Raw genomic sequence first — 26041 nt, 5'->3', positions numbered from 1 at the left:
GTGCAGTCGAGAGGCCAACGTATGCCGCCTGTGACGCTGTTCGACGACCTCGGGTATGCCGTCGCGCTGGCTGCCGCTCCCCAGCGGGTCGTCTCGCTCGTCCCCTCCATCACCGAAGCCCTCGCGGCGACGGTGCCGGAGCGGCTCGTCGGCGCCACGGACTGGTGCACGCACCCGAGCGACCTTGCGGTGCAGCGCGTCCGGGGCACGAAGAACCCCGACCTCAGAGCCATTGCAGCGCTCGAACCCGAACTCGTCGTGGCCAACAAGGAGGAGAACCGCGAGCTTGACGTGCAGCGGATGCGGGCGAGCGGCATACCGGTCTGGGTGACCGACATCGAGACGGTGCCGGGCGCGCTCGACTCGCTCGAGCGGCTCTTCGTCGAGGCACTCGAGGTCGAGGTCCCCGCGTGGCTGACCCAGGCGCGATCCGAGTGGTCCGGGTCCGTGACCGACCCGACCCTCGACGTCGCGGTCGCCATCTGGCGCGACCCGTGGATGGTCGTGGGCCGCGACACGTTCACCGGCGACGTCGTGGAGCGCCTCGGCTGGCGCAACGTCTTCGCTGGGCACGCCGACCGCTACCCGCACGTCGACCTCGCCGAGCTCGACCGCGACGGCGTCGTCGTCCTGCTACCCGACGAGCCCTACGTCTTCACGTCCACCGACGGCCCCGAGGCCTACGTGCACGCTCGCCCCGCCCTCCTCAGCGGGCGGCTCCTCACGTGGTACGGCCCGAGCCTCGTCGGCGCCCGCGCGGCACTGGCGGCCGCGGTCAGCGACTGACCCGACACCAAATGGCCTCTCGACGGGTGTGACCCGACACCGTGTGGCCTCTCGACGGTGTGACCCGACACCGTGTGGCCTCTCGACGAGGTGATGTCAGTCGTCGAGGACGACGAGACCGGCCAGCAGGAGCCGGCGGGCGAGGTCGACGCCCACCATGTCGGCCCGCAGCACACCGCCGCCCACGATGGCCACCACGGTGCCGACGTCGTGTGGCTCCACGGCGAAGTCCGGCAGACGGCTCGTGAGCACCGCGTGCCCGTCACCGGTCGCCACGAGCCGGGCATCGACGTGGGGCCGGAGCCGCACGCAGGTGTCATCGGTCAACGATTCGGCGGCGGCCAGCTGGGCCAGCGGGCCGATCGGCGCGGGGCGCTGGGCGGCGCGCACCCGCGTCTCGAGGTGGTCGGTGACCGCGTCCGGCTCGACGTCGCGCAGGGCGCGCAGCAGGGCCTCACGCACCACCTCGATGTCGGTCGTCAGGGTGCCGTGGCCGAAACCCTCGGGCGACAGGGGGAGCGAGGCCCGCACCTGCTCGTCCCGGCTCGCGGCCGTGATCGCCGAGGCCACCAGCGCGTCGGCGAGGTGACGCCGGGTCCACACGTGGACACCGAGCGTGAGATGGGTGCTGACGCCGCCGAGGGCGGTCGCGGAGTGCACCCATCCTCGGGGGAGGTAGAGGACGTCACCCGGGCGCAGCGTGAACTCGAGCGCCGGCTCCTTGGCGCTGGCAGCCTCGACGGCTGCCCGGTGGCCGGTCCAGGGCTCGTCACGCAGGGGCACGGGGTGCACGGGCTGGCGCAGCCGCCAGTGCTTCTCACCGCCCACCTGCAGCACGAAGACGTCGTGCACGTCGTAGTGGTCGCTGAAGCCCGTGCTCTGACGCGGTGTCACATAGGCGTTCGCCTGTACCGGGTGCCCGAGCTCCTCGGCCAGCTGCTGGCAGAAGTCGATGAGCGGACTCCATGTGCGGTGCAGACCCTGGAGCACGATCGTCGAGCCCGCGGCAAAGAGGCGCAGCAGCTTGTCGTCGCTCACCTGGTCGGCGACCGCGGCCCCGACCCCGCCCCCCTGCGTGAACTCACGGTCACCGAGCGTCTGACCGTCGCGAGCGACCCGGAGGAAGGGGGCCCGCAGCCCGCGACGCGAGACGAGCTCGTCGACCGCGCCCTCGGCGAAGAGCTCGAGCAGCCCGCCCGGCAGGTCGGCGGCGCGCGTCACGAGCGGAGAGGTGCCCCACGTGTCAGCCGCGAACTGCGCGGCGTCGACGGGCACGAGGCGCTGGAGCGCCGAGCGCCCACGCTGCTGCGCGGGCACCCGGCTCGTCGTGCCAGCGGTCATCAGATCGAGCTGGTCGGGTCCGCTCCGGCCCCACCGTCGGCGCCGCCGTCGTGGCTCTCGACGTCGGCTCCGCCGTCGGCCGGGCCCTCGCTGTCGGCGCCACCGTCGGCGCCGCCGTCGTGGCTCTCAACGTCGGCTCCGCCGTCAGCGGGGCCCTCGGTGTCAGCGCCACCGTCGGCGCCACCGTCGTGCGACGAGGTGTCGGCTCCGCCGTCGGCGGGGCCCTCGGTCATCGGGTCGTTGCTGGTGGGCTCGCCCACCGGGTCCATCGGGGTGTCGCTCATCGCTTCTCCTCCAAGGGATGTGGCACGACGCCGGACGACGCCGTCGATGGTCTCCTACCCGCTCGCGGCGCCTCTGGCACAGCCCGATCGGACGTGTTCTCATCGAGGGCATGGCGATCGCTCAGGGAGACACCGTCCACTGGAACACCTCGCAGGGCCGCACCACAGGGCGTGCGGTCGAGAAGCGGGTCTCGGAGTTCACCTTCGAGGGGCACAAGTTCAATGCGTCGAAGGACGAGCCCTACTGGATCGTCGAGTCGAGCAAGACCGGTGCGAAGGCGGCCCACAAGGAGTCCTCGCTCGACGCCGTCTGACCGACCGCTGACCGACCGCTGACCGACCGCTGGCCGACCGCTGGCCGACGCCGGAGCGACCATGACTGCGCGACGCAGGCCTCAGGTCAGGTGGTCGAAGTCGCCGCGCGTCCACGCCGCGTGGCGGTCGGCGGAGCGACGCAGCACGCCCTTGGCATCCGTCGGCACCACCGCGCCGAAGTTGTTGTAGAGGCGGTCGAACGGCAGCGCCTCGAGCTGACCGGCGATGCGCTGGACGACGTTGCCCGACAGGGGGATCCGATTCGGATAGCTGCGCATGAAGCTCACCGACCGACGGTCCGGGTTGGGGAAGACGGCGTCGCCGGCGAGCAGCACGCCACGACCGTCGGCCCCCGCTGTCCACAGGGCGACGGCCTGACCGCGGAAGTGCCCGCCGACGCGGTGCAGGGTGAGGCCCGTCGCCACCTCGCGCGTGTCGTCGTAGAGCTCGACCAGTGGGGTGGCACGTCGCACCCACTCGCGGTCACGCTCCGCCACGAGCACCGGCACGTCGCCGAGCGCGTGGGCCCACTCGGTCTGCACGCCATACATGTGCGGGTGGCTCGCCGCCACCGCGAGCGTCGGCCCGAGCGATCGCACGAGTTCGACCGCCTCGTCGTCGATGAAGCCGACGCAGTCGAAGAGGAGCGTGCCCTCCGGCGTGCGCACGACCATCGTCTGCTGCCCGATGCCCACCTCGGGGTCGGCGCGCAGGCCCCAGAGATCGGGCTCGACCTCGGCCGCGACGATGCGGGTGCCGCGAGCGCGCAGCTCCTCCAGGGTGGTCCAGCGCTGCCCGTCCTGCGGCACCCACTGCCGCTCGTCCTCGCAGACGCTGCACTCCTCCGGAGGCTCGGTCAGGTCGGCGGTCTCGACGGCGCACGTCTCGCAGATCCGGATCACGGCACCACTCTGGACCGCAGCGGACCGCCTGCACCACCCCGAAGCACGGGATCGTGAGGGAGGATGCAGGCGTGATCCTGCACCTGCGCGCCGCCGTCGAGCAGCTGTATGCCGCGACGCCGGGTGAGTTCACCGCGCTGCGCACCCAGCTCGCCAAGCAGGCCCGCTCCGCTGGCGACGTCGACCTCGCCAAGGCGGTCACCGCCCTGCGCAAGCCGACCGTGGCGGCCTGGGCGCTCAACCACTTCGTGCGCGAGCACGGCGACGAGCTCGACGACTTCCGGGCCTTCGCCGAGCTGTTGCGCGAGGCCCAGCGCACCCTCGACGCCGACCAGCTGCGCGCCCTCGGCCGTGAGCGGGCCAAGCGGGTCGACGCGGTGGCCGAGCGCGTCGCGCAGGAGGCTCGGGCAGCGGGGCAGCCGCTCGGGGTCGGCGTGGCCCAGGAGGTGCGCGACACCTTGACGGCGCTCGTCGCCGACGAGTCCGCCGAGGCGTCGGTCCTCACCGGCGCGCTCGTGCGCGCCTTGTCCTACTCGGGATTCGGCTCCGTCGACATCGACGACGTCGTCGCCATCGAGCACGAGGCCCTCGCCGACCGAGGGCGGTCAGGTCGACCGACGCTCGAGGTGATCGAGGGCGGTGGTGAGGGGACGGGCGACACCGTCGACCTCGAGGAGCGCCGCCGCGCCCGACGCGCGGCCGAGCGGGGCCGCCTGGCGGCTGAGCTCGAGCAGGCCCGCACCGAGCTGCGCACGGCCGATCGGCAGGTCGCCGTGCTCAGCGCCCGGCAGGAGGAGGTCGTCGAGGGCATCGCCGACCTCGAGCGGCGACTCGCGACGGCGCGGTCACGGCTCGAGAAGGTGACGTCCGAGCTCGACGAGGCGAGCGGCATACGGGATCGGGCCGAGGAACGAGAGGCTCGGGCCGCGCGCGCTCTCGAGGACTCCGAATCGCCTTGATGCTCAGGCGCCCTCGGCGGCTGCGGGGCGAGCCTTGTCATCGCTGACGGAGCCGCCGGCAGCGCCCGGCGCGGCCTCGGCCTCGCTGGAGTCTGGCTGGGCCGCCTGGAGCGAGGCGAGCTCGGGCACGAGGTCGTACTTCTTCGAGTAGATGCCGAAGAGCGCGAGCATCAGCGCCGCCACGGGCACGGCGACGAAGGCTCCGGCCACCCCGAAGAGCGCCGCGCCGAACATCACGGCCGCGAACGAGACAGCCGGGTGGACGTCGACGGCCTCGGCCGAGATGCGCGGCTCGATCGTGACGTTCTCGATCTGCTGGTAGACGAGGGCGAAGGCGAGCAGCGCCAGCCCCTGCCACGGCTCGGGGCCGACGAGACCGACGAAGACCGGCAGCGCGATGGCGATGTAGGTGCCGATCGTGGGCACGAACTGCGCCACGAGGCCGGTCCAGATGCCGAGGGCGAGCCAGTAGGGCATGCCGATGATGAGCATGAAGAGGCTCGACAGGCCGCCGCAGATGGCGGCGAGCACCAGACGCGCCGACACGTAGCCGCCGGTCTTGATGACGGCGAGGTCCCAGGCCACTCCGAAGACCTCCTGCTGCTTCGGCGGTGCCAGCCGAGCCACCCACATGCGCAGCCGTGGGCTGTCGGCGGAGAGGTAGTAGGTGAAGAAGAAGAAGGTGATCGAGGAGAAGAAGGCTCCGAGCACGGCTGCCACCACCCCGATGAGGCCCCCGGCGAGGTCGCCCGCCAGCGCCGTCAGGCCTGATGTGCCGCCGGTGAACTGGTCGAGGAGGGACTGGACGGACAACGACGTCCCGAACGTCTCGTTGGCCCACGTCACGCCCGACTCGACCAGGGCGGGCACCGACTTCACGAAGGTCGCGAGCTGCTCGCCGAGCAGTCGGCCGAACGCGAGCAGGAAGATGATGATGAAGACGAGCACCCCGAGCATGACGATCATCGTGGCCACGCCGCGACGCATCCGCTGACTGAGGCGGGCCACCGCTGGCTCCATGGCGATCGCGGCCAGCATCGACATGATGAGGGTGAAGATCACGCTGCCGCCGTCGCTGATCACGAAGTTGGCAAGGGCCGCCAGCGCCACGACGCCGACGAGGACCCAGCCGGTGCGCCACACGTTGGCCCGGTCGAGGTGGATGACGACGTCGGTCGCACCCGGGGGAGCGATGGACCCGGCCGGCGCAGCGGACGGCCCGGGCGCGGACGTCGGCGGCGGCGACGGCGGGGGCTCCATGGCGGGACCGGTCATGGCCCCGATCCTCTCAGTCCGGCGATGCGTGGCGGGGGAGATACGCCGCGTCCGCCGATTTCGTTTCTGCCGCGCCGACCGTGTAGTCTCACCGACGCAGAACAGGTCAGCAGCGGCTCCTGAGAGGGAGCCGTGTCGCGTTGGCCGTGCCCCAATAGCTCAGTCGGCAGAGCGTTTCCATGGTAAGGAAAAGGTCTAGGGTTCGATTCCCTATTGGGGCTCTGGTCGGTCGCCCGATCGGGTCCGTCGCCTCACCGCGACGGTCCCCGGGTGGCAGCCCATGGCGGGGTAGCTCAGCTGGTTAGAGCGCACGACTCATAATCGTGAGGTCGCGGGATCGAGCCCCGCTCCCGCTACCACGTCCGGTGCGTGGCGTCCGGTGCGTCGGAGATCGGCAGACGATTTCTCGATCGGCACCGCCGTCACGTAGCCTTGTGTGTCGCGACCGCGTGCCCGCTTGTTCACGTGCGCGGCGGAGCACCCGAAGACATCGTTTCAGCAAGCACGTTCCCGAAAGAGCAGGTTGCCGTGGCCAGCAAGAGCACCGACGTCCGTCCCAAGATCACGATGGCGTGCGTGGACTGCAAGGACCGCAACTACATCACGAAGAAGAACCGTCGGAACAACCCCGACCGTCTCGCCTTCAACAAGTTCTGCCCGAAGTGCGGCAAGCACACCGAGCACCGCGAGACCCGCTGACCCCAGCACCTCTGCCCGCGCCTTGAGCGTGGCAGCACCGTTCGCTCCTCCTGCCCTCGGGCCGGGGGAGCGTTCGTCGTCACCGGCTCGATAGGGTTGCCGGTATGCCGGTCAACGCAGACTTCCAGGGGCGGGAGTACCCGCCCACCCAGCCCTACGGGGTCAGTGCCGCCAAGATCCGCGAGTTCGCCGAGGCGGTCGGTTCGACCGACCCCGTGCACGTCGACGCCGAGGTGGCGCGATCTCGTGGCTACGCCGACGTCATCGCCCCGCCGACGTTCGCGGTGCTCATCGCCCAGCAGTGCGACGGTCAGCTGATCCGCGACCCCGAGGCCGGCATCGACTTCAGTCGCGTCGTGCACGGGGAGCAGCGCTTCACCCACCACCGCCCGCTCACCGCGGGCGACGCCATCGTCGGCACGCTGCACGTCGACACGGTGCGCGAGGCTGGTGGCCACGCCATGGTGACCACGCGCACGGAGCTCGCGACGGAGGCCGGCGAGCCGGTCTGCACCGCGACCTCGACCATCGTCATCCGAGGAGCCGAGTGATGAACGAGCCCACCACCAGCCCCGCAGCACCCGCCACGGTGCGCTCTGCCGCCGACGTCACCGTGGGGGAGGCCCTTCCGGCCGTGACGATCCACGTCGACCGTCCGCGCCTCGTCCAGTACGCCGGCGCCTCGCTCGACCGCAACCGGATCCACTGGGACGAGCCGTTCGCCAAGCAGGTCGGCCTGCCCGACGTCATCGCGCACGGCATGTTCACGATGGGCTCGGCCGTCACCCTCGTCACCGAATGGGTCGGCGACGCAGGCCGCGTCGTCGAATACGGCACCCGCTTCACCAAGCCCGTCGTCGTGCCCTACGACGGCGGTGCCGACATCGAGGTGAGCGGGGTCGTCAAGGCGCTCGACCCCGAGACGAAGCGCGTCACGATCGAGCTGACCGCCACCGCCGCAGGCGAGAAGGTGCTCGGCAGGGCCCTCGCCGTGGCCGTCCTCGACTGAGCCGGACGACCAGCGTGCGCGAGGACCACGACGTCGCCCTGGCGACCCTCACGACGATGCGGGTCGGTGGCCCGGCCGCCCGGCTCGTCACGGTGACGACCACCGACGAGCTCGTCGACGCCGTGCGCGAGGTCGACGACGCCGACGAGCCGCTGCTGCTCGTCTCGGGAGGCTCCAACCTCATCGTCGCCGACGACGGCTTCGACGGCACCGTCGTGCACGTGGCGACGACGGGGGTGACCCCGGAGTCGGCCGACTTCTGCGCGGGGGCGCTCGTGCGCGTGGCCGCGGGGGAGGACTGGGACTCGCTCGTGGAGCACGCCGTCACCCAGGGGTGGGCCGGCGTCGAGGGACTCTCCGGCATCCCCGGCCGCACGGGCGCCACGCCTATCCAGAACGTCGGCGCCTACGGCCAGGACGTCTCCCAGACGATCTGGTCGGTGCGCACCTGGGACCGGCGCGACCAGGCGGTGCGCACCTTCGCGAGCGGCGACTGCGGCTTCGGCTACCGCCACTCCCGCTTCAAGGGCACCGACCGCTTCGTCGTGCTCGACGTGGTCTTCCAGTTCGAGATCGCCGACCTCAGCCGGCCGATCGCGTATGCCGCCCTGGCCGACGGTCTCGGGGTGCCGCTCGGCACGCGGGTGCCCCTGGCCGACGCCCGCGCCGCCGTGCTCGAGCAGCGTCGCAGCCGCGGCATGGTGCTCGACGCCGATGACCACGACACGTGGTCGTGTGGGTCGTTCTTCACCAACCCGATCCTGCGGCCGCGCGAGTTCGACGCCCTCGTCGAGCGCGTGGGCGACCGGCTCGGGCCCGAGGCCCCCACGCCGCCGCGCTTCGCCGAGTCCGACGGGCGCTTCAAGACGAGCGCCGCATGGCTCATCGACAAGGCGGGCTTCACCAAGGGGCACGGACTGCCCGGCCCGGCCGCCCTCTCGACCAAGCACACGCTCGCCGTGACCAACCGGGGCGACGCGACGACGTCCGACGTCCTGGCGCTCGCCCGAGAGGTGCGCGACGGGGTGGAGGAGGCCTTCGGCGTGCGTCTCGTCAACGAGCCGGTGCTCGTCGGCGAGACCCTCTGACGCTCCTGGCCTCGCTGGCGCGGGCGCTCGACCGGGCCGGCGGCTACTTCGAGAGAGCCACCGTGAAGGTCTTGGCCGGGAGGTTCTTGTCGGTCGTGCTGACCTCGTAGGCCGGCCGGTTGAAGGCGAGCTGCAGAGCCGAGGTCGTGCCGCGGTTGACCTTGAAGAAGACCCAGCCCGACGTCGTCTCGTCGCGGTCGGCCTTGGTCAGCTCCTTGGCCTGCCACAGCCCCTTGAACTCGTTGGTCGGCGCCACCGTCTGCTTGGGGTTGCTCGCGACGAGGCTGAGCATGGCGGGCTCGAGGGTCGCGGAGTAGCGCGAGCCTGCTTCGAAGCGCACGCGCACCCCGACGATCTCGAACTGCTCGGCGCCGACGGGCTGGCCGGCGGGCCACTTGAGGTTGCGGGCGAGCCGGGTGGCGGTGATCGTGTGGCCGAGGTCCGGGTCCTTGATGACCGCGTTGATGTTCTTGTAGGTCGATCGCTCGACGGCGGCCGGCGGGGGCGTCGTCGGCGTGGCCGTCTCCGTTGTGGGCTCCGCCGTCGGCGCCGTGGTCGTCGTCGAGGTGGTCGCAGCCGCACTGGCCGAGGTCGCCGGCGCGGTCGGGTCGGCGGTCACCGGCGACTCACCGCTGCACGCGGTGAGGGTGAGCGCGGGCACGACGACAGCGACGGCACAGAGCTGTCGCAGGCGGGTGCGGGAGGTCGTCGAGGGGGCGTCGGAGCGTCGCGTCAAGGTCTTCATCTCCCGTCCAGCATGAACGCCGGGGTCGGGCTGGAGCAAACTCGGCTCACCGTGGGCGAGACCGCTGTGTCCGTTTGGTCCCGCTTGCGGTGCGTGGCCGCACGTGGCGAGCCTCACGCGGGATCAGGCGCCCGCAGCCACGCGTCGACGTCGTCGAGGGCCGCCTGACGCACGCGCTCCGGGGCCCGACTCCCGCGCAGCGACGCACGAGCCAGCGCCGCGAGCTCGGTGTCGTCGAAGCCCAGCTCGCGGGCCGCGGCATACTGCGCAGCCAGCCGGGTGCCGAAGAGCAGCGGGTCGTCGGCCCCGAGCGCCACCGGTATGCCGGCCTCGACGATCCGTCGCAGCGGCACCTCCGCGGGCGTGCCGTAGACGCCGAGCGCGACGTTGCTCCCGGGGCAGACCTCGAGGGTCACGCCGGACTCGGCGACCGCGTCGAGCACGGCGGGGTCCTCGACGGAGCGCACCCCGTGCCCGATCCGGTCGGGGTCCAGGTGCTCGAGGGTCTCCATGACCGCCTGGGCGCCGAGCAGCTCCCCGCCGTGCGGCACGAGCGAGAGGCCGGCCCGCCGGGCGATGGCGAAGGCGTGCCCGAAGTCGGCGATCACGCCGCGTCGCTCGTCGTTGGAGAGTCCGAAGCCCACGACGTCGCCCGCGTCGTCACCGGCATACCGTGCCGCGAGGCGAGCCAGCGTGCGCGCCTCGAGCGGGTGGCGCATGCGGCTCGCGGCGACGACGACGGCCACCCCGATGCGCCCCTCCGCCGCCACCGACCGGGCCTCGTCGAGCACGATCTCGAGGGCCGGGGTGATGCCACCGACGAAGGGCGCGTAGGACGTCGGGTCGACCTGGATCTCGAGCCAGCGCGAGCCCTCGGCGGCGTCGTCGTGGGCAGCCTCCCGCACGATGCGCCGCATGTCGGCCTCGCCCCGCACACAGGCCCGTGCGGCGTCGTAGAGCCGCTGGAACCGGAACCAGCCGCGCTCGTCCGTCGCCCGAGCCAGTTTCGGCGGGTAGCCGGTGACGAGGGCGTCGGGCAGCCGGATGCCGTGCTGTCTGGCGAGGTCGCGCACGGTCTCGACACGCATCGACCCCGTGAAGTGCAGGTGCAGGTGGGCCTTGGGCAGGGCCGTCACCTCGCGCGTCATGCCGGTCAGTGTGTCAGCGTGCGACCAGTGGCCCGTCAGCGGTCAGCGGTCGGCGGGCTCGTCGGCGATCTCGTCGACGATGTGCATCGCGGCCTCCTCGGCCGAGGCGCCGGCACCGTCGATGCCCACGTCGCTCGCCCAGGCCTGCTTCTCGTCGTCGTCGTGCGCGCCCTCGTCGTCGGCCACGAGCCGCCCCGCGCGCTGGTCACCGACCTCGTTGTCGCCCAGCCAGTCGTCCTCGGCATCGATGGAGTCGGGGTCGTCGCCGCCGACGCGCTCGTCGTCGAGCCCGCTCTCGTTGTCGGGTGCCCCGTAGGCGGAGTTGGGGTCGGGCACCTCCTGCAGGATCCGCTCGTCGATCGTCTCGTCGATCGACTCCTCGTAGGCCGTCGTGCCGTGGGCGTTGACGCCCTGCGGACGGTCGTTGGGCGAGTAGCCACGGTCGAGGACGTCCTCGAGGTCACCGCCCTCGAGGGTGTCCTCCGCCTGGAGCTGGTCCTCGTCGTCGACGCTGTAGGTCGTGAGGTCGTCGGCGATGGTCTCGCCCTGCTCGTTGTCGCTCATCGCGGCGCTCCTTCGGTGGTGGGCACGGTCGGCCCGGTGGTGGTCTCGCTCGCTGGTCCTACCCCGGAGACCCGGTCCTGCGTCAGCTTCTCGGCGGCCGCCAGCGCGACGCAGGTGGCGACACCGGCCATGGCCGTGCGCACCTCGTCGAGGCCGGGGAAGGTGGGCGCGAGACGGATGTTGCGGTCGCGGGGGTCCTCGCCGCGGGGGAAGGACGCCCCCGCCGGCGTCAGGGCGATGCCGGCGCCCTTGGCGAGGGCGACGACGCGCGAGGCGGTGCCGTCGAGCACGTCGAGGTTGACGAAGTAGCCGCCCGTCGGGTGGGTCCACTCGGCCACCTCGAGGCCGTCGAGGCCCTCGGTGAGGGCCGCATCGACCGCGGCGAACTTCGGGGCGATGATCTCGCGGTGGCGGCGCATGTGCGCGCGCACCCCGTCGGCGTCCTTGAAGAACTCGACGTGCCGCAGGTGGTTGACCTTGTCGGGGCCGATCGAGCCCATGGCGAGGTGACCGAGCCACCACTTCACGGTGGCCTGGCTGGCGGCGAGCACGGCGACGCCGGCCCCGGCGAAGGTGATCTTCGAGGTCGACGCGAACATGATCGGACGGTGGGGGTGGCCCGAAGCCGCCGCCAGGCTGAGGATGTCGGCGCTCTTGGCCTCGACCTCGGTGAGGTGGTGGAAGGCGTAGGCGTTGTCCCAGAAGATCGTGAAGTCGGGGGCGGCCGTCGGCATCGCGGCGAGGCGCGCGGCCTTCTCCTGCGACACGATCGCGCCGGAGGGGTTGGCGTAGGTCGGCACGATCCAGATGCCCTTGACGCTCGGGTCGTCCTTGACGAGCGCCTCGACGGCGGCCATGTCGGGGCCGTCGTCGTGCATCTCCACCGTGACCATCTCGATGCCGAACTCCTCGAGCATGGAGAAGTGGCGGTCGTAGCCGGGCACTGGGCAGATGAAGGTGACCTTCTCCTCCTTCGACCAGGGCCGCGGGGAGTCGACGCCACCGAAGAGCAGGAAGTCGACGATCGTCGTGTGCATCATCGTCAGGCTCGAGTTGCCGCCGACGACGACCTGGGACGGTTCGACCCAGAGCAGCTCTGCGAAGAGCTCGCGCAGCTCCGCGAGACCCTCGAGCCCGCCGTAGTTGCGCACGTCCACGCCCGCCCGGTCCGTCGTCGACGACGGCAGGCGCAGCAGCTCGTCCGAGAGGTCGAGCTGGGCGGCCGAGGGCTTGCCCCGGGTGAGGTCCAGCTTGAGACCCCGACCCTGCAGCGCCGCGTAGGCTTGCTGCTGCTGCGTGAGGAAGGCGGCGAGGTCGTCGTCGGACAGGGACGCGAGGGGGGTGCGCGGGTTCGTCACATCCCCGATCCTGCCACTGCGCGTCACCCCTCGGGCAGCCCGGTCCGTATGCCGGGTGCGACGCCGTGCTGGACGACGGGCTGGACGAGGGGTGAGGGTGGCTCGCTCCGGTTCGCGCTGGGCCCGGTGCGTCACGTATGATCGATGCTCGGACGGCTTCGCTGGCCATGCTGACGCATGCCGTCCCGCCGGTGTCCACCCCATGGTTCCGGTGAAGGGCAATAGCTCAATTGGTAGAGCTCTGGTCTCCAAAACCAGCGGTTGGGGGTTCGAGTCCCTCTTGCCCTGCGCATCTGATGATGTGGTCGTCGTGCAAGGCGGCACGCGGCTCTGGCCCCGAGGTGGCATCCCACCGAGACGGGCTGCTGTCGCGGGCCGACACCCAGGCAGAAAGAAGGAATCGTGACCGAGACGAGCGCCAAGCGCGGGTCCGACCGGGCCGACAAGGCCCGTGGCGGCAACGCGATCTCGCGTCTCTTCGGAGCGATCAGCCTGTTCGTGCGGCAGATCCTCGACGAGCTGCGCAAGGTCGTGCGTCCGACGGGCCCCGAGCTCGTGCGTTACACGACCGTCGTCGTCGTCTTCGTCATGGTGATGATGGCGCTGGTGTCCCTGCTCGACTTCGGGTTCACCCGGCTCGTCTCGTGGGTCTTCGCCGGCCCGAGCTAGCCGAGGGCGTCCGCCCGAGTCAGATGTCACCACCAGCCCACCCGGCTGGTCCCCCAGCAAGGAAGTAGGTCAGAGCGTGTCCGAGCAGCTCGCCCAGCAGGGCGCCCCGAACGGCGAGAACGCCGAGAGCGACGTCGTCGACCCCGTGGTCGGTGCCGACGCCTCGAGCGACGCCGTCGCGGACGAGCAGGACACCGTCGCGGCCGTCGCGTCCGAGGACGACACGGTTGGCGCTGACGACACAGTTGACGCCGACGACACGGTCGAGACCGACGAGACCGACGAGGCGGACTCGGTCTCCGAGGAGCCTGTGGTCGAGGGCAGCGGCGACCCCGTCGCCGACTTCAAGGCCGACCTGCGCTCGCGCTTCGGTGACTGGTACGTCGTGCACTCCTACGCCGGCTACGAGAACCGGGTCAAGGCCAACCTCGAGACGCGCATCCAGACCCTCAACATGGAGGACTTCATCTTCGAGATCGAGGTCCCCATGGAGGAGGTCACCGAGATCAAGAACGGCCAGAAGAAGCTCGTTCGCCGCGTCCGGATGCCCGGCTACGTCCTCGTCCGCATGGACCTCACCGACGAGAGCTGGGGCGCCGTGCGCCACACGCCCGGCGTGACCGGCTTCGTGGGCAACGCCCACCAGCCCGTGCCGCTCTCGATCGACGAGGTCTTCACGATGCTGGCCCCGTCCTTCGAGGCCGCTGCAGGCTCCGGCTCCGGCGACTCGAAGCAGACCGCTCCGAAGGACGTCCGCGTCGTCGACTTCGAGGTCGGCGAGTCCGTCACCGTCATGGAGGGGCCGTTCGAGACCCTTCCCGCCACGATCTCCGAGATCAACGCCGACACCCAGAAGCTCAAGGTGCTGGTCTCGATCTTCGGCCGGGAGACCCCGGTCGAGCTGTCCTTCGGTCAGGTCGCCAAGATCTGAGTCGAAGGTCGTAGGACCTCGTGCGGCTGACCGCACGAGGACATGCAACCGGGTCATCGCCCATCCAGCACCACTGGCGTAGGCCCAGCAACACAGAAGGTAGGCATTATGCCCCCCAAGAAGAAGAAGGTCTCCGGCTTCATCAAGCTGCAGATCCAGGCCGGTGCAGCCACGCCCGCGCCCCCCGTCGGCCCGGCCCTCGGCCAGCACGGCGTCAACATCATGGAGTTCGTCAAGGCCTACAACGCCGCGACGGAGTCCCAGCGCGGCAACGTCATCCCGGTCGAGATCACGGTCTACGAGGACCGCTCGTTCACCTTCATCACGAAGACCCCGCCGGCCGCCGAGCTGATCAAGAAGGCCGCCGGTGTGGCCAAGGGCTCCGGCGAGCCGCACAAGACCAAGGTCGCCAAGCTCTCCCGCGACCAGGTCTACGAGATCGCCCGTCAGAAGATGGAAGACCTCAACGCCCACGACGAGGAGATGGCGGCGCGCATCATCGCCGGCACCGCCCGCTCGATGGGCATCGACACGGAGCTCTGACGAACCTGCAGCGGAGGTTGGGGGCCGAGCTTGCGAGGCACCCGGCCGAAGCGAAAGGTGAGGAAGAGCGACAACTAGGCACCGAGCTCTGAGCTCCGTGTCACCCCGGCCGCACGGCATACGGACCGTATGCCGTCGGCCACGTGGGAGGGCCAGCGCTGGTCCGCACCACGACTCCACCACCACGCAAGGAGCAGTTCCATGAAGCGCAGCAAGAACTACCGCGCAGCCGCCGAGCTCATCACGCCCGGCAAGGTCTACGCCCCCCTCGACGCCGTCCGCGTCGCGAAGCAGACCGCCAAGGCCAAGTACGACGAGACCGTCGAGGTCGCGATGCGCCTCGGCGTCGACCCCCGCAAGGCCGACCAGGCCGTCCGCGGCACGGTCAACCTGCCGCACGGCACGGGCAAGACCGCCAAGGTCCTCGTCTTCGCCAACGGCGACAAGGCCGAGGCCGCCCGTGAGGCCGGCGCCGACTACGTCGGCTCCGACGACATGCTCGAGAAGGTGCAGGGCGGCTGGCTCGACTTCGACGCCGTCGTCGCCACGCCCGACATGATGGGCAAGGTCGGCCGTCTCGGCAAGGTGCTCGGTCCGCGTGGCCTCATGCCCAACCCGAAGACCGGCACCGTCACGATGGACGTCGCCAAGGCCGTCACCGACATCAAGGGCGGCAAGATCGAGTTCCGCGTCGACAAGCACGCCAACCTCCACTTCATCATCGGCAAGGCGTCCTTCGACGAGACCAAGCTCGTCGAGAACTACGCCGCCGCGCTGGAGGAGATCCTGCGTCTCAAGCCGTCGAGCTCCAAGGGCCGCTACATCGAGAAGGCCACCGTCTCCACGACGATGGGTCCGGGCATCCCGCTCGACTTCTCCAAGACCCGCAACCTGCTGGCTGAGGACGACCAGGCCTGATCGCCTGACTCACGCCGCCGAGAGCCCGTCACCCCTTGTGGGTGGCGGGCTCTCTCCGTTGTTGCTGGACTGGGCGCCGCGGCGCCCGCAGCTGCTCGCGGCGTAGAGCGTCGACGGGCGTATGCCTGCACGCTCACTCCCACGGTCACGCTGCCCGTCGCCGATGCCGCTCCCAGCCACGGACCCCGCGGCTCCTTGGACCGGGACACCGTGCCCGTCGCCGATGCCGCTCGCGACCGCCGACCCCACCCGCTCCAAAGCCGGCTTCCCCGTCGAGTGGCCGCGTGGTCACACCCGGTTCCGCGCGCGGATCGGTGGGGTCGCTCGACGCGATCTGTGGTGTGTGCGCGGGTACGGTCGGATCATGAGTCGTCACAGCGCACGCACAACGACACGTTCCCGATGGGTCCTCGGCGCTCTCGTCGTCGGACTCCCTCTCTCGGTGCTGCCGGCCACGGCCGGTGCCCAGACCCAGACCGCCCCGGCGGCAGCCTCCGGCACCGACCGCGGCTGGCACGGCAAGCCGACAGAGCTGCCCAAGGTGCCGGTCATGACCGGCTCCGGTGGAGCGGTCTCCTCGGTCGACCGTGATGCCTCGCAGGTCGGCATCGACGTGCTGGCCCGGGGTGGCAACGCGGCCGATGCCGCCGTCGCCACGGCGGCAGCGCTCGGCGTCACGGAGCCCTACAGCGCCGGCATCGGCGGTGGTGGCTTCCTCGTCTACTACGACGCGGCGACCAAGACGGTCAGCACGATCGACGGTCGCGAGACCGCGCCGGCGACCTACACCGCCACCACGTTCACCAACCCCGACGGCTCGGCGATGAACTTCAACACCGTCGTCAACTCTGGTCTGTCAGTCGGCGTCCCCGGCACACCGGCCCTGTGGGACAAGGCTCTTCGCGACTACGGCACGCTGTCGCTGAACGCGGCGCTCAAGCCCGCGGAGCGGCTCGCAGCCCAGGGCTTCGTCGTCGACCAGACCTTCGCCGACCAGACCGCGGCGAACGCGACGCGCTTCTCGATGTTCCCCGAGACGGCGCGGGTCTTCCTCCGCGACGGCAAGGCGCCCGCGGTCGGCACGGTCTTCACCAACCCCGACATGGCCAAGGCCTACCGCACGCTGCGCACGCAGGGCACCTCTTCGCTGTATGCCGGCCGGCTCGGTCAGGCGATCGTCGACGAGGCCCGCGCCCCCCACACGACGGCCGGAACGACGGTGCCGGGTGGTCAGATGACGATGGCCGACCTGCGCGCCTACCGCGCGCTCACCCGGGCGCCGATCCACTCCGAGTACAAGGGCTACGACGTCTACGGCATGCCGGTCCCGAGTTCGGGTGGCATCGCGGTGGCCGAGATCCTCAACCTCATCCAGGCCTACGAGGACCGCACCGGGGTGGAGACCTCCGAGCTGTCCGACGTCGACTACCTGCACCGCTTCTCGGAGGCCTCGGCCACGGCATTCGCCGACCGCAACCGCTACGTCGGCGACGTGCCCGGCGTGCCGGTGCAGGAGCTCATCAGCCCGGCCTTCGCCGCTGAGCGGGCCTGCCTCTTCGACCCGACCAAGGCGCAGCCGCGCCCGATCCCGTTCGGCTCGCCCGACGGCAGCTACACGTCCTGCGCTCCGGGCACCGAGACCCAGCGCGAGCCCCACGAGGGCCCGTCGACGACGCACCTCACGACAGCCGACCGCTGGGGCAACGTCGCGTCCTACACCCTGACGATCGAGTCGACCGGAGGCTCGGCCATCACCGTGCCGGGCTACGGCTTCCTGCTCAACAACGAGCTGACCGACTTCAACTTCGTGTCGACGACCCCGGCCGGGGTCACCGACCCCAACCTGCCCGGCCCCGGCAAGCGGCCGCGCTCGTCGATGAGCCCGACGATCCTGCTCGAGGACGGCAAGCCCTTCCTCGCGCTGGGCTCGCCCGGCGGCGCCACGATCATCACCTCGGTGTCGCAGACGATCCTCGGCTACCTCGACCGCGGCCTGCCGCTCGTCGACGCGGTCGCGGCTCCCCGCCTCAGCTCGCGCAACGGCGCGGAGGGCGCCGAGCCGGCGCTGTTCAGCGGCCCGGTCGGTGCCGGTCTCAAGGCACTCGGCCACAACCTCACCGAGGTCGGTGAGATCGGTGCGGTCACCGCGATCCGCAGCCTCGACGCGGGCGTGTTCGAGGCGGCTGCCGAGACGGTGCGCCGCGGCGGCGGCTCGGCCATGGTGGTGAAGCCCCAGCCCTGACCTCCAGACAATCGAAAGAGCAGTTCGTCCGCGAGGCCGTCCACGGCCGAGCGGACGAACTGCTCGTTCGATTCCCGCCGTCAGCAGGGACCGGAGACTGGCACGGAGACCTTGAGGTTGGTCGTGCCCATCGACTGGATCGTGACGCGGGCGCCCTTGTCGTCGCGGCTCTCGACGCCGGTGAAGCCTCCGGTCAGCTGCGACTCCTGCGCAGCGGGGAAGCCGTGCTGGGCTAGCACCGCCTTGGTGTCGGCGATGACGGCGGCCCAGTCGGGGGTCTCGAGCGGGTCGAGCTCGGCGGTCAGCGTCTTGGTGAACCAGCGGCAGCCCTCGGTCGTGAGGTTGGTGCCGCCTCCGGTGCCGTCCTTCCAGGTGGCGCCCAACGGGCCGGCCGCCGCCTTGGCGACGGCCTGCAGCACCGGGTCGTAGGTCGTGCGGGCCTGCTCGCTCGTCAGACCCGAGGAGCCCGAGCAGCCCGCGAGGAGCGCGAGAGACGCGGCCATCGCCACGGCCGAGCGACGCCAGGTGGACGGGACAGGCACGGGAGTCTGCCTCCGCATCTGAGCCTCTCCGTCGCTGCGCCGCGTGGTCATGACCCCGATTCTGGCAGTGCCGTGTCGACGCCGCCCCTCGGGCCGGACGATGCGGGGGTCTCGCTGGGGGAGTCAGGCCGTCTTGGCGGTCGGCCACGGCCAGGCCGTGCAGCCCTTGAGGCCGTAGGTCTGCTGCATCATGACCGGCGCCACCTTGCCCGCGCCGCCGCAGTAGGCGTGCCCGTGCCCGAGCCCGTGGCCCACCTCGTGGTTGACGAGGTAGGTGCGGTAGGCGGCGACGTCAGTGCCGTAGGCCTCGGCGCCCAGCAGCCAGCGGCGGGCGTTGAGCACGACCCGGCCGCCGTTGTGGCAGCTCACCTGCCCGCGCGTCTGGAGCGGGGCGCACAACCGGTCCGTCAGGTCGGGGCTCGCGAGCGTGATCTTGAGGTCGACGTCGGCGCGCCTGGCGGCCTCGGCCGGCGAGACGTTGACGAACCGCACCCGGTCCTTGGTCTGCCAGCCGCGCGGATCGGCCAGCACGGTGGCGACCGTCGTCGCGAGCGCTGTGGCGTCGACCCCGAGACCGCCCTCGGTTTCGAGGGTCCAGCGCACCGTGCGGCCGGAGGTCGGTGGGGTCCCCAGCGCCGCTGCCGGCACGGCGACGACGGTCAGGGTGCCGCTCCCGCGCTCGACGACCTTTGGGGCGGCCGCCGCGGCGGCGCCGGCAGGGCGGGCGGGGGCGGGCTTGGCAGCCGAGTCGGGCACGCGCTCGACGTCGTCGAGTGGCACCGACGCGGCGAACCCGGCGGTCATGGCGACGCGCGAGGCGGTCGAGAAGGAGCCCTCCGGCACCTCGCCGGCCCCCGCTGCTGCCACGGCCCAGACGTCGGCGACGAGGCACGCGACGACAGCGGCCGACGCCGCAACCCGCCGTCGGTGCATCTGCTGACGCCGTGCGTCGAGCGCACCTCCGGACCCGCCACCCCTGCGCATGTGCTCCACGCTAAGCCACCTACCCGGTCGGCGCGAGCATGTGACGTGCGAGCCGCCCGGCCCGATTTGGCCGGGGACGCGTCGAGCCCGTACTCTTACGGAGACCAATGACCGCCGGTTGGGCTCTGTGGCTGACGCAGAGTCTCGAAGGTTCCGCACGATGCGGGCAGCCAGCGCAGGAACTCAGCCTCACGGCATACCACGTATGCCGCCCGAGCCCCGAGCGCCCTGCGCCGGGGCCTTTTTCGTGAGGGCCCTTCCCCGGTGGCAACACGCAAGGGAAGGAGGCCCAGATGGCAAAGGCCGACAGGACTGCCGCCATCGCCGAGATCGCGGATCAGTTCCGTGAGTCCGGCGCGGCCGTTCTCACCGAGTACCGCGGCCTGACCGTGGCCCAGCTCTCGCAGCTGCGCAACTCGATCCGAGAGCACGCCACCTACGCCGTGGTCAAGAACACGCTGACGGAGAAGGCCGCTCAGGAGGCCGGAATCACGGCTTTCGACGGCCACTTCCAGGGCCCGAGCGCCATCGCCTTCGTGACCGGTGACCCGGTCGAGGCGGCCAAGGGCCTGCGTGACTTCGCCAAGGCAAACCCCCTCCTCGTGATCAAGGCTGGCGTCCTCGACGGCAAGCCGCTGACCACCGAGGAGATCACGAAGCTCGCCGACCTCGAGTCGCGCGAGGTTCTCCTGGCCAAGATGGCGGGGGCCATGAAGGGCTCCCTCACCAAGGCCGCCTACCTCTTCGCTGCTCCTCTGTCGCAGACGGCCCGTGTGGTCGACGCCCTGCGCCAGAAGCGCGAGGCGGAGGGCCCCGCCACGGAGGCTCCGGCCGCCGAGGCAACCACCGACGTCGCCGAGGGTGGCGACGAGAGCTGACGCGTTCTGGCGTCCGTTCGATTCATCAATCAGCCACTCACGGCAAGCAACAGGAAGGAAGCCATCATGGCGAAGCTCAGCACCGACGAGCTCCTTGACGCCTTCAAGGAGATGACCCTCATCGAGCTCTCGGAGTTCGTGAAGCAGTTCGAGGAGACCTTCGAGGTCACCGCCGCCGCCCCGGTCGCCGTTGCGGCCGCTGGTGGCGCCGCCGGCGGCGCCGCCGCCGAGGAGGCCGAGGAGCAGAGCGAGTTCGACGTCGTTCTGACCGCCGCGGGCGAGAAGAAGATCCAGGTCATCAAGGAGGTCCGCGCGCTCACGAGCCTCGGCCTCAAGGAGGCCAAGGACCTCGTCGACGGCGCCCCCAAGCCCGTCCTCGAGAAGGTCGACAAGGCTGCGGCCGACAAGGCCAAGGAGCAGCTCGAGGCCGCTGGCGCGTCCGTCGAGCTCAAGTGAGCCGTCCCGGCTAGTCCGGGACCTCAGCATCACCGCGAAGGCGGGTCCGACCTCGGTCGGGCCCGCCTTTTCGCGTCCCCCGCGGCGCGACCCAGTCGAGTGCCCAGTTCCCGACGGACTTCGCGTGGCCCGGCGTGTCGGGAACTGGGCACTCGACGTGTGGTGCCGGTCGAGTGCTCAGTTCCCGACGGTGTTTTCCGCAACGGGATCGGGGCGCGAGGCCGCTCGCGGCGTGGAGCGTCGGCGGCCCGTTCCAGCGCACCCTCGTTCCGTATGCCGTCGAGCCGCCGCCGGTGCCGCTCGCACCCCCGCGCCCCGCGCCTTCCGACGCCCGCTGACCACCACGGCGAGTGGGCGCCTTCCACCCGAGCACTGTCCGAGTCGAGTGGGCACTTTCCACCGTCCCGCGTCCCTGGGGGTCGGTGATCCTCGTGACCCGACGAGACGGCATACCTCGACCCGCGGGTGAGGGTCAGGCGGTGTGGGCGAGTGCGTCCTTGAGGGCCGCGAGGATGAGGGCGACGCGGTCGGGGCGCGCGTTGTGACCCATCAGCCCGATCCGCCAGACGCTCGAGGCGAAGGCGCCGGCGCCCGCGCCGATCTCGAGGTTGTGGCGCTCGAGCAGGTAGCCCCGCACGGCGGCCGAGTCGACTCCGTCGGGCACGCGCACAGTCGTCAGCTCGGGCAGGCGCGAGCCCTCCTGGGCGAAGAGGGCCAGACCCATCTCCTCGAGCCCGTCCTGCAGCAGCTGGCCGGCCTCGGCGTGACGTTCCCAGACCTTCTCGAGACCCTCGTCGGCGATGCGGCGCAGACCTGCGTGCAAGCTCACGACCATGGCCGTGGGCGCGGTGTGGTGGTAGGTGCGCTTGCCCGCGCCGGTGGTCTCGCCGACGTAGCCCCCGAGCAGCCCGAGATCGAGATACCACGACGACGGCTTCTCGACCCGCCGGGCGAAGGCCCGGTCGTTGATCGTGAACGGCGCGAGCCCCGGTGCCACGCCGAGACACTTCTGGGTGCCGGCATAGCCGATGTCGATGCCCCAGTCGTCGGCCCGCAGCTCGATGCCGCCGATGCTCGTGACGGCGTCGACGAGCAGCAGGGCGTCGCCCTTGGCCGCGCCGAGTGCCGCGATGTCGGAGCGGACCCCGGTGGAGGTCTCGGCGTGCACGGCCGCGATGATCTTGGGCGACGGGTGGGCCGTCACGACCCGGTCGACGTCGACGGGCTGACCCCACTCGTGGTCGACACGCACGACCTCGGCGCCGTGCCGTCCGGCTACGTCGACCATGCGCTCGCCGAAGAGGCCGTTGACCGCGACGACGACGACGTCACCGGGCTCGACGGTGTTAACGAAGGCAGCCTCCATGCCGGCCGACCCGGTGGCCGACAGCGGCAGCGTGCGCTGGTTGTGGGTGCCCCAGACGTGGCGGAGCAGGTCGCACGTCTCGTCCATGATGGCGAGGAAGTCGGGGTCGAGGTGGCCGAGCAGAGGAGCCGCCAGGGCCAGCGTCGCCTCCGGGTAGGGGTTGCAGGGCCCGGGGCCGAAGAGGTGCCGCTCGACGATCGGCCGGGTCGTGGTTGCGGGGGGCGTGCTGGGCGAGGTCATCAGAATCCGGCTCCGGGGTTGAGGATGCCCTGCGGATCGAGGGCGTGCTTGATGCGGTGGGTGAGTGCCATGACGTCGGGCCCGAGCTGCTCGGGCAGCGCGTCGCGCTTGAGGCGACCCACGCCGTGCTCTCCCGTGATCGTGCCGCCGAGACTGATGGCGAGACTCATGACCTCCGAGAAGGCTTGTGCCGCACGGGCTTTCGCCGCGAGGTCACCCGGGGGATAGACGACGACCGGGTGGGTGTTGCCATCGCCGGCATGCGCGACCACAGGGATCTCTACCTCGCGCGCCCGGGCGATCTCGGCGATGCCGGTCAGCAGCTCCGGCAGGCGCGGCACGGGCACGCCCACGTCCTCGAGCAGGATGGTGCCCCGCCGCTCGATGGCATAGATCGCGGCTCGGCGGGCTGCGACGAAGAGCTCGCCCTCGTCGGGCTCCGTCGTCGTGAAGCACTCGCGGGCGCCGCCCTCCGAGCACAGCGTCTCCATGAGGGCGATCTCCTCGCCGCGGGCCGCACCGGGAGCGTCCGACTGCGCGAGCAGCAGGGCGCCGGCCTCGCGGTCCAGCCCCATCGGCTGGTGGTCCTCGACGGCGTTGATCGACGCCTGGTCCATGAGCTCCATCATCGAGGCCCGCAGCCGGCCGCCGATCGCGACGACGACCCGCGCCGCATCGGCGACGTCATCGAAGGTGGCGACGAGGGTGGCGGGCGGCTCCTGTGCCGGCACGAGCCGCAGCGTCGCACGGGTCACGACGCCCAGCGTCCCCTCGCTCCCGACGAAGAGCTTGACGAGTGAGAGCCCGGCGGCGTCCTTGATCCGCTGGCCCCCGAGGTGCACCAGCGTGCCGTCGGCCAGCACGACGTCCAGGCCGAGCACGTAGTCGGTGGTGACGCCGTACTTCACGCAGCACAGGCCCCCCGCGTTGGTCGCGACGTTGCCGCCGATCGAGCAGATCTCGTAGGAGGACGGGTCGGGCGGATACCAGAGACCGTGCACGGCGGCGGCCCGCTTCACCTCGACGTTGAGGGCCCCCGCCTCGACGACGGCCGTGCGCGTGGTCGTGTCGATCTCGATGGCGCGCATCCGCTCGAGGCTGAGCACGACGCACCCATCGATCGCGTTGGAGCCCCCGGAGAGCCCGCTGCCGGCCCCTCTCGGCACGAGGGGTATGCCGTGTGCACCGGCCCAGCGCACCGTGGCCTGCACGTCGGCCGCGGTCGACGCGCGGACCACGCCGAGCGGCATACCGGCGTCCTCGTCGGCGGTGAAGTCGAAGCGGTAGGCGGCGACTCCGGCGGGGTCGGTGAGCAGCGCGCCGGGGGTCAGCGTCGCCGCAAGGGCATCGAGATCGGTGGAGTGGTCGGTGGACTGAGCGTCCTTGCTCACGGTCGTCACGCTCCCCACGGTAGCCGCGTGACCCCCGCGCGGCGCGACGGCACCCGACCCGACGGGCAGGGCGAGGACGCCCGGACGGCCGCGGGGACCACGCCCGTCGTGGAGGGGTCTGGCCCGGTAGGTTGACCGCCATGGGATCGGTGCCACACCAGCAGGAGCAGGCTGCGGCCGCGTCACAGGACGCCGAGAGCCCGATGGGTCGCTACGGGCCGCAGGTCGCCGTCACCCGCTTCGACACCGCGCCGCGCGAGCTCGAGTGGCAGCTGCCGCTCGAGGGCGAGCTCTATCGCCTCATCCCCGGGCCGGACCGCCCCGACTACTCCCTCCTCGTGCTCGAGCGCCCCCTGCACTTCTATCCCGCCCCCGGCTTCGACCTGGGACGGGTCGAAGCCGACCAGCGGGTCGAGGACCGCAAGGGCCGGCCGATGGTGCGGGTGCACGCGTTGCTCGTCTGCGCCCGGTTCGTCGGCCAGCAGCTGCACCCCGGCATGCGCGACCTCCCCGTCAACATCGCCTACGTCATCGACAACTCGCTCGCCCGCGACGCGGTCGTCGACTTCGCCAAGATCGAGGTCGCCGCGGTCGGCTTCCTCAGCGAGGGGCACTCCGGACAGCAGGCGCCCAACGGCAGCCACACCGACGAGGCCGGCAGGGCCGACGGGGCCGCGGACGAGCCGGCGGTCGAGGCCCCGGTCGCGCAAGCGGTCGAGTCGGCGGACAACGCCGTGGTGGACGTGGAAAGCGTCGTGGCCGAGGCGGCGCGCGTGCTCCGTGACGGTGTCGCCGCCCACCGCGGGCATCCGGTCGAGCGGCTTACCGCGACCTTCGTCGTCGGGGGTGACCACCGCCTCGCCGGGCTGTCGGGCAACGCCGACGGGCAGGCCCCGGTGCCGACCCCCGAGACGTTCGAGCAGCTCAACGCGGTCCTCGCCCGACTCGGGCGGCTCTCGCAGGACGCGGGTGCCGGAGAGCCGCCGGCGAGCCCGGACGGGCTGCACGAGGCCAGCGGCCCCGAGGGCTCGACGCGCCGCTTCACGGTGCGCGTCGAGGGCGAGTCCGTCGTCCACGAGGGCGAACCCGGCGTCTCCGCGTAACCCTGCATAACCTCAGGGCCCCCGAGTCGTTATCCGTGTGACCGACGTGCATCGGTCAGGGGATGGCAGCCACGAGCCCAGCACGGCTGAGGGGCCGACGGCTCGAGCGTCCGTTCCCGCAAGGGGGGAGAAGGTCTCGGGCGCCCCGGCTGGGCGCCCGGGACCGACCTCTCGCGCTCGGCCCGCTGGGCCGCCGGGCCCGCGAGCCGGGCTCGGTGAGTGGTCCGAGGGTCCACGGGGGCACAGGGCCGCTCGGCCCGCGAGCCCCCGTGTATTGGCATACTGCGCTTCGTGAAGCTCATTCAGGCCGAAGCCGTCCTCGAGTCCCTCGCCCGCGTCGATGCGCCCGGAGCCGCGCCCGTCAGGGTCGGCCTCGTGCAGCATGCCTGGACCGAGGATCCCGCGGAGCTCGTCGAGACCCTCCGCGACGGCATTCGCACGGCGGCCGACGCGGGTGCCGCGATCGTCTTCCTGCCCGAGCTGACCCTGTCGCGCTACCCGGCCGACACCCTGCCGGAGGGCACGCCGTCCGCGACCGCCGAGGACCTCGACAGCGGTCCCACCATCGCCTTCGCGCGCGCGGCCGCCGCCGACTTCGGTGTGCACGTGCACGCCTCGCTCTACGAGCGGGCGCCTGCCCCCGACGGCGCCGACGACGGTCTCGGCTTCAACACGGCCGTGGTCGTCGCCCCGAGCGGCGAGATCGTGGCCCGCACCCGCAAGACGCACATCCCCGTGACGGCCGGCTACTACGAGGACAAGTACTTCCGTCCCGGCCCGCCTCAGGATGCCTATCCCGTTGTGGCACTTGATGATCCAGCCATCCGGCTCGGGCTCCCGACGTGCTGGGACGAGTGGTTCCCGGAGGTGGCGCGGCTCTACTCGCTCGGTGGGGCGCAGGTGCTCTGCTACCCGACGGCGATCGGCTCGGAGCCCGACCACCCCGACTTCGACACGCAGCCGCTGTGGCAGCAAGTCATCGTCGGCAACGGCATCGCCAACGGCCTGTTCATGGTCGTGCCCAACCGCTACGGCACCGAGGGCCTCATCACCTTCTACGGCAGCTCCTTCATCTCCGACCCCTACGGCCGCGTCCTCGTGCAGGCGCCCCGCGACGAGGCGGCGGTGCTCGTCGCCGACCTCGACCTCGCCCAGCGCGACGACTGGCTCGAGCTCTTCCCCTTCCTCTCGACGCGGCGCCCCGACTCGTATGCCGCCCTGACGCAGCCCGTGCGCGACGAGCACCGTCGCGTCGTGGCGGACTGACGTGCCGGTGAGCGGGGGGCCAGGCACCCCGGGAGCCAC

General features: G+C 71.4%; 28 protein-coding genes and 3 tRNA genes. 19 read left to right on the top strand and 12 right to left on the bottom strand.

Annotated elements, in window-relative coordinates:
• Window positions 1-21 precede the first annotated feature (21 nt).
• A complete protein-coding gene (locus LG278_RS16680; protein ID WP_404388582.1) occupies window positions 22-786 on the top strand; it encodes a helical backbone metal receptor in 765 nt (254 codons plus the stop codon).
• A gap of 96 nt (window positions 787-882) precedes the next feature.
• Here the strand turns inward: LG278_RS16680 and LG278_RS16675 are convergent, their stop codons facing one another.
• Window positions 883-2127 (bottom strand): cupin domain-containing protein, encoded by a 1245-nt coding sequence (locus LG278_RS16675; protein WP_404388580.1) that lies wholly within the window; start codon window positions 2125-2127, stop codon window positions 883-885.
• Window positions 2127-2411 (bottom strand): BatC protein, encoded by a 285-nt coding sequence (locus tag LG278_RS16670; protein ID WP_404388579.1) that lies wholly within the window; start codon window positions 2409-2411, stop codon window positions 2127-2129. The genes LG278_RS16675 and LG278_RS16670 overlap by 1 nt, the downstream gene beginning before the upstream one ends.
• A 110-nt stretch (window positions 2412-2521) precedes the next feature.
• Here LG278_RS16670 and LG278_RS16665 point away from each other — a divergent pair, with 110 nt between their 5' ends.
• The gene (locus LG278_RS16665) at window positions 2522-2725 is read left to right on the top strand and encodes a DUF2945 domain-containing protein (RefSeq protein WP_404388578.1); all 204 of its coding nucleotides are present in this window, start codon (window positions 2522-2524) and stop codon (window positions 2723-2725) included.
• 81 nt (window positions 2726-2806) lie between these two features.
• Here LG278_RS16665 and LG278_RS16660 read toward each other — a convergent pair whose 3' ends face one another.
• Complete coding sequence (locus tag LG278_RS16660; RefSeq protein WP_404388576.1) at window positions 2807-3628, bottom strand: hydrolase; 822 nt, start codon at window positions 3626-3628, stop codon at window positions 2807-2809.
• Between the two features lie 71 nt (window positions 3629-3699).
• Between LG278_RS16660 and LG278_RS16655 the strand changes: the two genes are divergently transcribed.
• Window positions 3700-4587 carry a hypothetical protein gene (locus LG278_RS16655; RefSeq protein WP_404388574.1) on the top strand — a complete coding sequence of 296 codons (888 nt, stop codon included), beginning with the start codon at window positions 3700-3702 and terminating at the stop codon, window positions 4585-4587.
• A 3-nt stretch (window positions 4588-4590) separates the two neighbouring features.
• Here the strand turns inward: LG278_RS16655 and LG278_RS16650 are convergent, their stop codons facing one another.
• Window positions 4591-5862 carry an AI-2E family transporter gene (locus tag LG278_RS16650; protein WP_404388572.1) on the bottom strand — a complete coding sequence of 424 codons (1272 nt, stop codon included), beginning with the start codon at window positions 5860-5862 and terminating at the stop codon, window positions 4591-4593.
• A gap of 148 nt (window positions 5863-6010) precedes the next feature.
• Between LG278_RS16650 and LG278_RS16645 the strand changes: the two genes are divergently transcribed.
• From LG278_RS16645 to LG278_RS16620, 6 genes are all read left to right on the top strand, one after another.
• A tRNA-Thr gene (locus LG278_RS16645) sits at window positions 6011-6083 on the top strand.
• A gap of 61 nt (window positions 6084-6144) precedes the next feature.
• A tRNA-Met gene (locus LG278_RS16640) sits at window positions 6145-6221 on the top strand.
• 208 nt (window positions 6222-6429) lie between these two features.
• The gene (gene rpmG / locus LG278_RS16635) at window positions 6430-6561 is read left to right on the top strand and encodes a 50S ribosomal protein L33 (RefSeq protein ID WP_246070176.1); all 132 of its coding nucleotides are present in this window, start codon (window positions 6430-6432) and stop codon (window positions 6559-6561) included.
• 104 nt (window positions 6562-6665) lie between these two features.
• Entirely contained in the window at window positions 6666-7112 is a 447-nt protein-coding gene (locus LG278_RS16630) for a MaoC family dehydratase N-terminal domain-containing protein (protein WP_404388571.1), read from the top strand.
• Window positions 7112-7570: a MaoC/PaaZ C-terminal domain-containing protein gene (locus tag LG278_RS16625; protein ID WP_404388569.1), complete on the top strand. Its 459-nt coding sequence runs from the start codon at window positions 7112-7114 to the stop codon at window positions 7568-7570. Before LG278_RS16630 ends, LG278_RS16625 begins: the two co-directional genes overlap by 1 nt.
• A gap of 14 nt (window positions 7571-7584) precedes the next feature.
• Complete coding sequence (locus LG278_RS16620) at window positions 7585-8658, top strand: UDP-N-acetylmuramate dehydrogenase (RefSeq protein ID WP_404388567.1); 1074 nt, start codon at window positions 7585-7587, stop codon at window positions 8656-8658.
• A 43-nt stretch (window positions 8659-8701) separates the two neighbouring features.
• On the opposite strand, the gene LG278_RS16615 is transcribed toward LG278_RS16620, so the two are convergent.
• The 4 genes from LG278_RS16615 to LG278_RS16600 all read right to left on the bottom strand — a co-directional run bounded on the left by LG278_RS16615 (window position 8702) and on the right by LG278_RS16600 (window position 12473).
• A complete protein-coding gene (locus tag LG278_RS16615) occupies window positions 8702-9403 on the bottom strand; it encodes a hypothetical protein (RefSeq protein WP_404388565.1) in 702 nt (233 codons plus the stop codon).
• A 113-nt stretch (window positions 9404-9516) separates the two neighbouring features.
• Window positions 9517-10551, bottom strand: coding sequence for an adenosine deaminase (locus tag LG278_RS16610; RefSeq protein WP_404388564.1), 1035 nt, complete (start codon window positions 10549-10551; stop codon window positions 9517-9519).
• Between the two features lie 42 nt (window positions 10552-10593).
• Complete coding sequence (locus LG278_RS16605; RefSeq protein WP_404388563.1) at window positions 10594-11115, bottom strand: DUF5709 domain-containing protein; 522 nt, start codon at window positions 11113-11115, stop codon at window positions 10594-10596.
• On the bottom strand, window positions 11112-12473 hold the full coding sequence (locus LG278_RS16600) for an aminotransferase class I/II-fold pyridoxal phosphate-dependent enzyme (protein WP_404388561.1): 1362 nt from the start codon (window positions 12471-12473) through the stop codon (window positions 11112-11114). The genes LG278_RS16605 and LG278_RS16600 overlap by 4 nt, the downstream gene beginning before the upstream one ends.
• A 215-nt stretch (window positions 12474-12688) precedes the next feature.
• Here LG278_RS16600 and LG278_RS16595 point away from each other — a divergent pair.
• The 6 genes from LG278_RS16595 (at window position 12689) to ggt (ending at window position 17776) form a co-directional block, all read left to right on the top strand.
• Window positions 12689-12761 (top strand) — tRNA-Trp (locus LG278_RS16595).
• Between the two features lie 114 nt (window positions 12762-12875).
• Window positions 12876-13142 carry a preprotein translocase subunit SecE gene (gene secE / locus LG278_RS16590; protein WP_404388560.1) on the top strand — a complete coding sequence of 89 codons (267 nt, stop codon included), beginning with the start codon at window positions 12876-12878 and terminating at the stop codon, window positions 13140-13142.
• Window positions 13143-13218: 76 nt separating this feature from the next.
• Window positions 13219-14073: a transcription termination/antitermination protein NusG gene (gene nusG / locus LG278_RS16585; protein ID WP_404388559.1), complete on the top strand. Its 855-nt coding sequence runs from the start codon at window positions 13219-13221 to the stop codon at window positions 14071-14073.
• A gap of 108 nt (window positions 14074-14181) precedes the next feature.
• The gene (rplK, locus tag LG278_RS16580) at window positions 14182-14616 is read left to right on the top strand and encodes a 50S ribosomal protein L11 (RefSeq protein WP_404388558.1); all 435 of its coding nucleotides are present in this window, start codon (window positions 14182-14184) and stop codon (window positions 14614-14616) included.
• A 201-nt stretch (window positions 14617-14817) separates the two neighbouring features.
• Entirely contained in the window at window positions 14818-15534 is a 717-nt protein-coding gene (gene rplA, locus LG278_RS16575; RefSeq protein ID WP_404388556.1) for a 50S ribosomal protein L1, read from the top strand.
• A gap of 364 nt (window positions 15535-15898) precedes the next feature.
• Window positions 15899-17776: a gamma-glutamyltransferase gene (gene ggt, locus LG278_RS16570; RefSeq protein WP_404388554.1), complete on the top strand. Its 1878-nt coding sequence runs from the start codon at window positions 15899-15901 to the stop codon at window positions 17774-17776.
• Between the two features lie 80 nt (window positions 17777-17856).
• Here the strand turns inward: ggt and LG278_RS16565 are convergent, their stop codons facing one another.
• Window positions 17857-18318 carry a hypothetical protein gene (locus LG278_RS16565; protein WP_404388553.1) on the bottom strand — a complete coding sequence of 154 codons (462 nt, stop codon included), beginning with the start codon at window positions 18316-18318 and terminating at the stop codon, window positions 17857-17859.
• A gap of 123 nt (window positions 18319-18441) precedes the next feature.
• Window positions 18442-19302, bottom strand: coding sequence for a DUF3152 domain-containing protein (locus LG278_RS16560; RefSeq protein WP_404388552.1), 861 nt, complete (start codon window positions 19300-19302; stop codon window positions 18442-18444).
• A 293-nt stretch (window positions 19303-19595) separates the two neighbouring features.
• Here LG278_RS16560 and rplJ point away from each other — a divergent pair, with 293 nt between their 5' ends.
• Both rplJ and rplL read left to right on the top strand, forming a co-directional pair.
• Entirely contained in the window at window positions 19596-20180 is a 585-nt protein-coding gene (gene rplJ, locus LG278_RS16555) for a 50S ribosomal protein L10 (RefSeq protein WP_404388550.1), read from the top strand.
• Between the two features lie 66 nt (window positions 20181-20246).
• Window positions 20247-20636 carry a 50S ribosomal protein L7/L12 gene (gene rplL, locus LG278_RS16550; protein WP_404388548.1) on the top strand — a complete coding sequence of 130 codons (390 nt, stop codon included), beginning with the start codon at window positions 20247-20249 and terminating at the stop codon, window positions 20634-20636.
• A gap of 472 nt (window positions 20637-21108) precedes the next feature.
• On the opposite strand, the gene LG278_RS16545 is transcribed toward rplL, so the two are convergent.
• Both LG278_RS16545 and LG278_RS16540 read right to left on the bottom strand, forming a co-directional pair.
• Complete coding sequence (locus tag LG278_RS16545; RefSeq protein WP_404388546.1) at window positions 21109-22242, bottom strand: pyridoxal-phosphate-dependent aminotransferase family protein; 1134 nt, start codon at window positions 22240-22242, stop codon at window positions 21109-21111.
• On the bottom strand, window positions 22242-23642 hold the full coding sequence (locus tag LG278_RS16540; protein ID WP_404388544.1) for an FAD-binding oxidoreductase: 1401 nt from the start codon (window positions 23640-23642) through the stop codon (window positions 22242-22244). Before LG278_RS16540 ends, LG278_RS16545 begins: the two co-directional genes overlap by 1 nt.
• A 131-nt stretch (window positions 23643-23773) precedes the next feature.
• On the opposite strand from LG278_RS16540, the gene LG278_RS16535 reads away from it, so the two are divergent.
• Together LG278_RS16535 and LG278_RS16530 are read left to right on the top strand one after the other, a co-directional pair.
• Window positions 23774-24736, top strand: a complete 963-nt coding sequence (locus LG278_RS16535) for a hypothetical protein (protein ID WP_404388543.1) — start codon at window positions 23774-23776, stop codon at window positions 24734-24736.
• 291 nt (window positions 24737-25027) lie between these two features.
• Complete coding sequence (locus LG278_RS16530; protein ID WP_404388541.1) at window positions 25028-26002, top strand: nitrilase-related carbon-nitrogen hydrolase; 975 nt, start codon at window positions 25028-25030, stop codon at window positions 26000-26002.
• Window positions 26003-26041 lie beyond the last annotated feature (39 nt).

This window comes from Humibacillus xanthopallidus (assembly GCF_044793955.1).
In the GTDB taxonomy this organism is placed as follows: domain Bacteria; phylum Actinomycetota; class Actinomycetes; order Actinomycetales; family Dermatophilaceae; genus Humibacillus; species Humibacillus xanthopallidus_C.
The sequence above is the reverse complement of the archived record's forward strand: the minus strand, read 5'-3'. Positions and strand labels throughout refer to the sequence as shown.